The sequence below is a fragment of the Rhizobium sp. SEMIA 4085 genome (assembly GCF_013004495.1).
In the GTDB taxonomy this organism is placed as follows: domain Bacteria; phylum Pseudomonadota; class Alphaproteobacteria; order Rhizobiales; family Rhizobiaceae; genus Rhizobium; species Rhizobium gallicum.
The window spans coordinates 1-8,000 of record NZ_JABEPH010000286.1; the positions used below are offsets into that span (position 1 = coordinate 1).

General features: G+C 53.9%; 9 protein-coding genes. 3 read left to right on the top strand and 6 right to left on the bottom strand.

Annotation, left to right across the window (positions count from 1 at the left end; all coding sequences use genetic code 11):
- From C9413_RS23460 to C9413_RS23475, 5 genes are all read right to left on the bottom strand, one after another.
- Nucleotides 1-830 (bottom strand): hypothetical protein (locus tag C9413_RS23460; RefSeq protein ID WP_170250966.1); only part of this gene is annotated, 830 nt, incomplete at its 3' end.
- Between the two features lie 1,028 nt (nt 831-1,858).
- The gene (locus C9413_RS23465) at nt 1,859-2,419 is read right to left on the bottom strand and encodes an ATP-dependent Clp protease proteolytic subunit (RefSeq protein WP_166677335.1); all 561 of its coding nucleotides are present in this window, start codon (nt 2,417-2,419) and stop codon (nt 1,859-1,861) included.
- An 81-nt stretch (nt 2,420-2,500) separates the two neighbouring features.
- Nucleotides 2,501-2,836, bottom strand: a complete 336-nt coding sequence (locus C9413_RS34275; protein WP_074070655.1) for a DUF6527 family protein — start codon at nt 2,834-2,836, stop codon at nt 2,501-2,503.
- 2 nt (nt 2,837-2,838) lie between these two features.
- Nucleotides 2,839-4,230: a ThiF family adenylyltransferase gene (locus C9413_RS23470; RefSeq protein WP_040114094.1), complete on the bottom strand. Its 1,392-nt coding sequence runs from the start codon at nt 4,228-4,230 to the stop codon at nt 2,839-2,841.
- Complete coding sequence (locus C9413_RS23475) at nt 4,227-5,345, bottom strand: multiubiquitin domain-containing protein (protein ID WP_223844054.1); 1,119 nt, start codon at nt 5,343-5,345, stop codon at nt 4,227-4,229. Before C9413_RS23475 ends, C9413_RS23470 begins: the two co-directional genes overlap by 4 nt.
- A 77-nt stretch (nt 5,346-5,422) precedes the next feature.
- Between C9413_RS23475 and C9413_RS23480 the strand changes: the two genes are divergently transcribed.
- Genes C9413_RS23480 through C9413_RS23490 form a run of 3 tightly spaced genes read left to right on the top strand, consistent with a single transcriptional unit; the run spans nt 5,423 to nt 6,620 of the window.
- The gene (locus C9413_RS23480; RefSeq protein WP_040114093.1) at nt 5,423-5,788 is read left to right on the top strand and encodes a helix-turn-helix domain-containing protein; all 366 of its coding nucleotides are present in this window, start codon (nt 5,423-5,425) and stop codon (nt 5,786-5,788) included.
- A 14-nt stretch (nt 5,789-5,802) separates the two neighbouring features.
- Nucleotides 5,803-5,976, top strand: coding sequence for a hypothetical protein (locus C9413_RS23485; RefSeq protein ID WP_166677334.1), 174 nt, complete (start codon nt 5,803-5,805; stop codon nt 5,974-5,976).
- Complete coding sequence (locus tag C9413_RS23490) at nt 5,973-6,620, top strand: hypothetical protein (RefSeq protein WP_040114092.1); 648 nt, start codon at nt 5,973-5,975, stop codon at nt 6,618-6,620. Before C9413_RS23485 ends, C9413_RS23490 begins: the two co-directional genes overlap by 4 nt.
- Before the next feature lie 153 nt (nt 6,621-6,773).
- Here the strand turns inward: C9413_RS23490 and C9413_RS23495 are convergent.
- The coding region (locus tag C9413_RS23495; RefSeq protein ID WP_170250967.1) for a hypothetical protein at nt 6,774-8,000 on the bottom strand (1,227 nt) is incomplete at its 5' end.

Below are 8,000 nucleotides of genomic sequence, written 5' to 3' on the forward strand. Positions count from 1 at the left end.
ACTATATGGACCCCTGAGCCTACCGGTACGAACGTGACTTTGGGTGTCGTAGATCCACCGACGGTGGTCGTGAATTGCAATTGCTCGACCATAGAAGGCGGACCCTTCGAGGACGTGATGTCCTTGCTCGCATCACCCGAAAGATTGCCGAAAAGAGTCAGGACCAGAAAATCCTGGACCACACGCTCCATGCCGACCTTGCCGGCGATCGGGTACGTGATGTTGGCTTCGACGATCTGGTTTCTGCAATAAGCCGGGTGCAGCTTGCCGACGAGATCGCCGAAATTGTCGGTGATGGTGAATTGACGCTCGTTCTGGCGTTGTCGATCGAAAGTCCCCTTGAGCCCGACTGAAAGCGTCGAACGGGTCCAAGACCCAAGAAAATTGACCTCCGGGTCGAAATCGTTCTTTTCCATCATCGTCAGATCGAAATTGTAGGCGACGCCAGTGTTCCAGAGGAGAGAGACGATGAGTTTCGCATTTCCGGACAGCAGGTCTGGATTGAACCGCAGCATCGAAACCGGGCCTTCGAAATCATATGGAGCCGCCTTGAAGGCCTGTCGGAACCGTTGTCCCACGGCCCTCGCGCGATCGTCCACTTTTTTGGCGTCGTGATTGGCGTCATCGGTCAAGAAACCCAAAACGGAGTCGATGACCGCCTTGCGTGTCTCGCATCTCACCTGACGTACGATGTTGTAGGTCGACAGATGGACCACATCGTCCGGAAGCGGGTGGATATTCACACAGCTTTGAAGAAAGAAAGTCGGGCCGAGGATCCCTACGACCACACGCACGACGGACTTAAGAAAACGCTCTGCTTTCGCAGCCATGGCACCCTCGTCGCAAATCTGTGATATTACGAGCCGGGCAAAAAGAGTCGATCAGCCAGAAGCTACTTACAGAATCGTTATGGCTTCGGCTTAAGCGCCGGCCATTACTAAGCCATGGAGTATTTCCTAGTAAGATCCTCAAATCCCTCGCCCGCTATACAAATACGCGCGAGAGTTTTAGTCAAGCGATTTAGACACGCGAGCAACTGGTCTTGCTTTCCGCTGCTTTCGTTCAGGATGACTTCGTGAGCTTCAATGGCAAATTTGAGCGGGTGCGTTTTAGCTCGTCACCCAGATCTCTGCGCTGACCGCGAGACCAGCGAGACTGCGGTCCGCCGACACGCTGGCAACGGTCAAGGAGACCTTCCTGAACAAGGCTGGTAATTGCAAATAGTGCTCACCCGCATCGGGTCGCGGTTCGGCCGATTAAAGCCCACGGCCGTGCCACCACCATCAGCCAGCCCAATCATACGCAACCAAATGTAACTAATCAGCGAGAGTAAGTCGTCCTCAACTCCGAAGTGCCTAGTCTCTGTCCCGAAGAGGTCTTTCCTCCGAAGGACGGGGCGAGGTCGTATCCGCCAGACCCGAAACCAGCATTGCGCAACTGCTCGACTAACTCAAAGGCTTCGCGGATCGTATCAGCATCGCGTTCAGCCTTTGGGTTTGCTTTCATGTGAGCTTCGAACTGGTCCATCTTCTCGTCCTTCACATTGCCACGAAGCGTTCGCGTGTCTGCAGCGCAACCGTGACCCCTATTCCGGTCATGTGATCCTGCAGCAGTCGATAGTACGAACGTACCTTCCTATTCAACTCCGTATTCGCACCAAAATTCTCGACTAGGAGATTTAGATCACCTTTTAGGACATCCATTGACAGCCCGCGTCCATGCGACCGCCACCGTTTCGTATCATTCAGCTTTTTGGCAATCTCCGATGCACGCATCTCACGCATTTTACCGGTGACTTGCTTCCGGCCGGTTTCAGTAACGGCCCAATTTTTGAATTTGTATTGCACAAGCCACTTTTTCAGAAGGTCGACCGAGTGGTCACGAGCCTGTTCGAAGCGATGGATCTGAGCAGGGTCGAATTTCTGAATGAGAAACGCGAGTTCTGCGGACGATAAGTTCCCTTGCTGGACCGCTTCATCAATTCGTCATACTTTTCCAGATAGCCCAAGGCTGGCACAAACTGGCCATCACGATTGCGCACCTGCGGATCGATTGGCCCCAAAATCGAATAATAGTCCATGTAGATGTTGTCGCCCGACATAACCAAGACCGTGCCGGCCGACATCGCGAAGTTCGGGACTAGAAAGTTCACTTCACCAGGGTAGTGATAGCGGAATACGTCAGCTATCCGCTCAGCTGTCTCAATCGATCCCCCATTGGTCTCGATGATAACTAGGAGCTTCTTGCGCTTCTCCTGTATGTCTTCGATGTAATCGCGGATCAGATCGTCCATGGGCTGGCTGATCGGATGAATGCACGTAATTATATCACAATCTAATTCGTCTTCGATGGATTTAAGACGTCTGGTCAGCTCAGACTCAACGTATTTTGTTGTATGCGTAAGTTCGTCGACTTCCACCATCGCCCCCGAATGGCATTGATTCGACAATCATAAGATGAATTATACGCTCATGCTATAGTTGTTGCGGTTATAAAATGCTCAGCACCAATGTATTTTTCCATTACGCAACCAAAAATGCGAGCGACAGCCCTCGGCAACCCATACAGATGGATGTAGAGAAGGGAGGCCGGACTTGTCGACTGAGAGGTCCCACCGCGGTTTGACGTCTTTGAGCAACATAACCTCGAGTCTGCGTCCACACCCACATGGGCATACCATGCCCGCGCTCCACAACTCTCCATCCTCACGCGCAACGTAAAGGTTTCGGGAGACAAGTTCCCCGGGAAGCTCGTCGGATTCGACATATTCGACGCGTCGCGGCCTTTCGGAGAAAAGGCCACGTACCCAAAAGATAAACTTGCGAAAGAAAGCCATTCTTAAACTCCGAGATCCGGCAGGCCAAGCAAAGGCTCTTGAGCACCCATAGCGACGCCTAAAATTTCACTCCTGGAGAAATCGGACTCGCTAAAATGATCCTCATCACCATCCGCCAACGCAAATATACTCCGGGCCATAGTCGCATTGCCGTCATGGCGAAACGGAAAGACACGAGCGACGAATTCGAGAACGGCGGCGCTGGCTGCGCGCATATTGAGGGCGATGACAGAGGGCGCTTCCTCGACCGCACCCTTGATGTAACCGGCATCTAGCTCGGATGCATAAGTCTCAGGTGCCACCCGGGCGAGATATTCGGCGCGCAACGATGCCGCCGTGTAGACGCCCCGATCGCCTAATGTCGAGCCGCCCGGCTGGATATAGTCGATCCGGCCGATAACCTCGGCAATCGCCGGCGCGCCATTTGAGCGCGTGCGGGTCGGTATCGAGACACCCATGTCGATCAGTGGGATCATGAACGCCTGCGCGATCCGGTCGACAATGTGTCGGCCCTCCGATGAATCGACGCAGCTGAAGATGATATCGGCGGTGGCGGCCGCTAGCACGGCTTGTCTCGACGCAACCGTCTCGGCGATCGTCACGACATCCAGATTAACGCGGTAGCGAGCCATGGCGACAGCGAACATCTCAACCTTGCAAGCCCTGGAGTCAGCGTCCGACAAGGTGGAATTCAGAATCCGGTTTAGGTTCTTTGCCTCTATACGGTCATGATCAATGAGCGTTATCTTGCCAAAGCCCATCCTGGCCAGCTGCTCGGCAACGATCGACCCCGTACCGGACACACCAACAATGCAGGCATGCAGTTTGCCGAGTTCGCGGGTCATGCCGGCGCCGAACGCCATAGTCGGCTCGCTGCTGTCGCAACCGCTGCGCCAGATCCTGATATCGTCGCCGATGACGGTGATCATGTCGACAGGGCGGCAGTTCAGTTGTTCGTCATAGACACGAGCAATCACTTCACCATCAGGCATCATGATCGCGGAGCCATGCCCCCCCGGTGCAGCGTCACCACTCCAGCCTGCGAAAATCGAGCCGATGACCTCTGCGTCACTTTCGTTGTCGAGGTCGGAAAACTCCCTGAAGCCGCCAGGGTGTGAATGCAAGAGGATGATCGAGATACGGTCGTCTTCGGCGACGTCGATGGCATCGGCGATGAACTGGCCTGGCCAGACAAGCAGATAAGGCGATCTAGTGCATTGATCGTAGGGCACCAATGTCAAACCGATCACCATCAGCTTGCGGTCGCTTAGACCTGCATCTCGACATAGAAGGACGGCGGCCGCCTCCAGGCCGTCTCCGGGAAAGAGATGCGAATGGAGCCGGCGATGCTGCTTCCCACTCATCGTCAGCTTCACGTGCTGATGGGTCGTCATGCTTCCACCTCACGCAGCAGCGCAGCCTCGACCAGAGCAAGATGGGTGATCACATTATCAAGACCTGCCCGCCAAGGCGCAATGCTACCGCGATGGCGCGACCAGCGTTGAAAGCCCCGTCCCTCGATCATCTCTGTGACCTGGGTCTGCGGAATGACTATGCCATCGCGACGAGCGAGCTGGGGATAACAGTAGAACATGTCGAGTTCGGCGGTGGGGTAGCCATTAGGTACCTCAATCGCGATGCAGGTGTTTTCCACGAGATAGCCTACCGGCAGGCCCACATCCTGCAAGAGCAGCCAGCGCCGACCCGAAGATACAATCGTCTCCCAGCGCAGCCCGCGAACCGTCAGCCCCTCCTCGTCCTGAGGAAGCAAGCGAAACTGCCGGCGCGATGCCGGCAGTTCGCCATTGTTGATCTCGCGCGGCGTAAGACGCAGCTTTTCAATTCCAGGTGAGCGCAAATCGATCGTGTCCTCGATGGTGACCTGACGTTTGCTGTCGCGGCTCTTCAAAACAATAATCCAGCCCTGATCCGGATTGAAGCCGGCTTTGACCAGTGCCTCGCGGACGAGCACATCCGGCATGTCGAATTTCACGGTCACTCCTTGGACGTTTAATTCCCATTGCGCCAGCCGAGAATAGACATTCTCGACACCCATATCTGCCAGCGACAGGCTACCCCCGACGGCGATTGGATGATCTTGGCCGCTTTCGCGACGTACATAGAGTAGCTCAGTAGCCGGGATTTTCCCGAGGATTCGCAGCGCAACCTCGGAGATGCTTCGCTCCGTCCAGCTCAGCGAACGATCGTTAAGATACAGTCGGAACAGGCGATCAGCCTTTGCAACGATGAACTTTGCCGCCGTCTGACGCTCAAGGTTGACGGTCTCGTCCGAGCGCAGCTCCTCGATATCGCCTTCCGGCAGCCATTGCAAAACGACATAGTCCTCGCGAGGAGAGACATCGCAATAACCGAGGATCTGCCGGCCTGTGGGCGAGCGATCGGCGACGCTTACAGGACGGAACTGAAGATCAGTCCCCGCGACCTCGATGAAGAGGCCTTTTGATTTCTCAGATGTTATCTCGGTGCTCATAAAGGCCTCCTGTTTCATATGTAGATTTCAATTGCATTCTTGCAATCGAGGTGCAATATGAGGGCAACGAAACACAATTGCAAGAGTGAAATTAAATGTCGAAGTCGGAATTTCGAGGGAGCGCGTTTTACCAGGCTCTTGACAGTGCCCGTGCATCGAGAAAATTGAACTGGAAGCAGGTGGCCGAAGAGTCCGGCGTCAGCGCGTCGACGCTAACAAGGATGGCACAAGGCAAGCGTCCCGACGTTGATAGCCTCACGGCACTTGTTCGATGGGCTGGCCTTAGCGCCGATGCTTTCGTCAGGGACCCGTCCGAGATGAATTATGCGGCTGAACCATTGACCCAAATCACAGCCGTTTTACAGGCTGATCCAAGCCTACCGGATGATGGTCGGGACGCAATGATTGATATGATCACCGCCGCCTATACGCGGTTGCGAAAGAATTCCGACCGGAAATAATTAGGAGCGTTCAGATGAATGAAGCGGAAAGAAAAGCAATTCGCGCCATGCTTCAACGGCGGGTGGAAGAGAAGACGCAGACACCGGAAATGGCGCGGCAGTGGCTGATTGAGGAAGGCCTATATGATGGCGATGGCGATCTGAAACCGCAATATGGCGGGCAACCGGACAAGCGTAGACCGAAGTGACATCATTCCATACCAGCTTTATTTTGGGTTTTCATGGATGTGACGAGGATACTGCAGTCGATCTCCTCAATGGAAAACCGTTTCGTCAAAGTAGCGAAGATTTCGATTGGCTTGGATCTGGAGCCTATTTTTGGGAAGGCGACCCTGGTCGAGCGCTGGAATGGGCGATCGAAAAGCAGAACCGTGGATCATACAAGAAAGCTGCAGTCGTCGGCGCGGTCATTGACCTAGGTAACTGCCTAGACCTTACGGTCCGGGAAAATCTCGATCTGCTTTCGGATGCCTATCGGAGCTTTGAGACGGCCCGGGTAAAGGCGGGTCTCGCTCTGCCCGTTAACAAAGACGTCAAAGGCTCAAAGGAGGGGGACAAGCTACTTCGCTATCTCGATTGCGCGGTGATCCGGCATTTGCACGAGAATATCGAAGACGAGGTTCGCAAAGCAAGAGATAGCGGCACGTCCCCTCTGATTCAGCCATTTGATACGGTGCGCGGGTTATTCGTAGAAGGCGAAAACGTCTACCCAGGCGGCGGGTTTTATCAAAAAACCCACACGCAGATTGCCGTGCGATCCGAGACGCGAATCATAGGCGTTTTCCGTCCTCGGAATCTCCAGAGTGCCGAGGAGCCGATCGGCCCTTCTTAAGGATCTCTGACAAACGCAGCGCAAAGGCGTCGTTCACCTGGCGCACGATCTCATCAGTCGAGTCGCCTTCAATGTAGGACCGCAGGTCGTCGTCTTCCGTCTGCGGCTGATTAACTGAGCGTCGGATTCGGTGATTGTCCATCTGTCAATTCCTCATCTTTTGCGCTTTGCATCATATCGTGGATTGAGGGCTATGTCGAAATAGTGTTTACGGCGCACCCAAATGAAACCTTCGTTCTTCGTCAAAATGGCGACATCTATCGGTCCGCCAACGGTTTCCAAGTCATTCGAATAACGACGCTTGCGCGAGGTGAGTTCCACGAGAGAGTACGCCACTTCCCCGAGTTCCTTCTTGGAGAGATGATTGACCACAGATAAAAGATCGTCGGAGTTCTTCTTTTTGAGGCGTTGGAGGCCAATCTTGAACTCTTCTGCAGCTGCCGCTTTAACAAGTTCGGCCTTGCCGTTGCGGAATGCGCGCTTGTTTTGGTCAACGAGTTGGCCGACCATATCCAGGCAGATTTTTTCCATCGCGCCTTCGAACTCACCATCGATCCCCAGCATGAAGCGCTCGGGCATATCTTGTTGGGCGAAAGGCACGATTGCTGCGGTCTCGCCGCGCCGATCGATATCGATCAGGTTGGTCGATAAAATTCGGAACTGATTGAAGTACACGCCATCAATCTCGACCGAGCAAAGAGTTGGAAATATCTCATCCGATCCGAACCCAGTAAAAACGAGCCCGGTGAAAGCACCTGATTTCTGCTCAGATTTGATAACCGCGAACATCATATCGCACAAAGCGTCTTCGATATCCGGGGACATCTCGAGCTTAATTCCATTTGCGACGTCGACAACGGTGGCCCGGTAAATATCGTTGAACTGTTCCAGAGTTACGCCAGAGAGAAAATCTTTCAATGGTACGACTTCAGCTTCGGACTTTCTCTCCTTGCACTGCCTTACAACGAAGTCGGGAACCGATTCCCTAGCCGATCGCCCCCGGCGACCGATCGACGCAAAAACGTGCGTCATAACTTTCGACCGGATTTCCTTGACTTCTGCAAGCACCATCCCTCGAAAGTGATCTAACTCGTCCTCTTCGCTCCGCTTGAACGCCAGGAGATATTTCTCGAACTCGGGCCAAACCTGCACCAATGACTTAAAAGTGTTGGACGTCAGTTGCTCACGATATTCTCTTATGATGATTTCAAACGGCGCATTCATAAATTGCGCATTGTTGTAGATCATCAAAGCAATGGGTTGAAATCGCGAAAACTCGAAAATCTTCTCTGCAGAATCGTAAGTTTTATGACGGCGCCCATCGCTGAGAGTCACGACGCTGTCGGCTGCGAGCGCGACCGCGGTCCGATTGAGGATCGC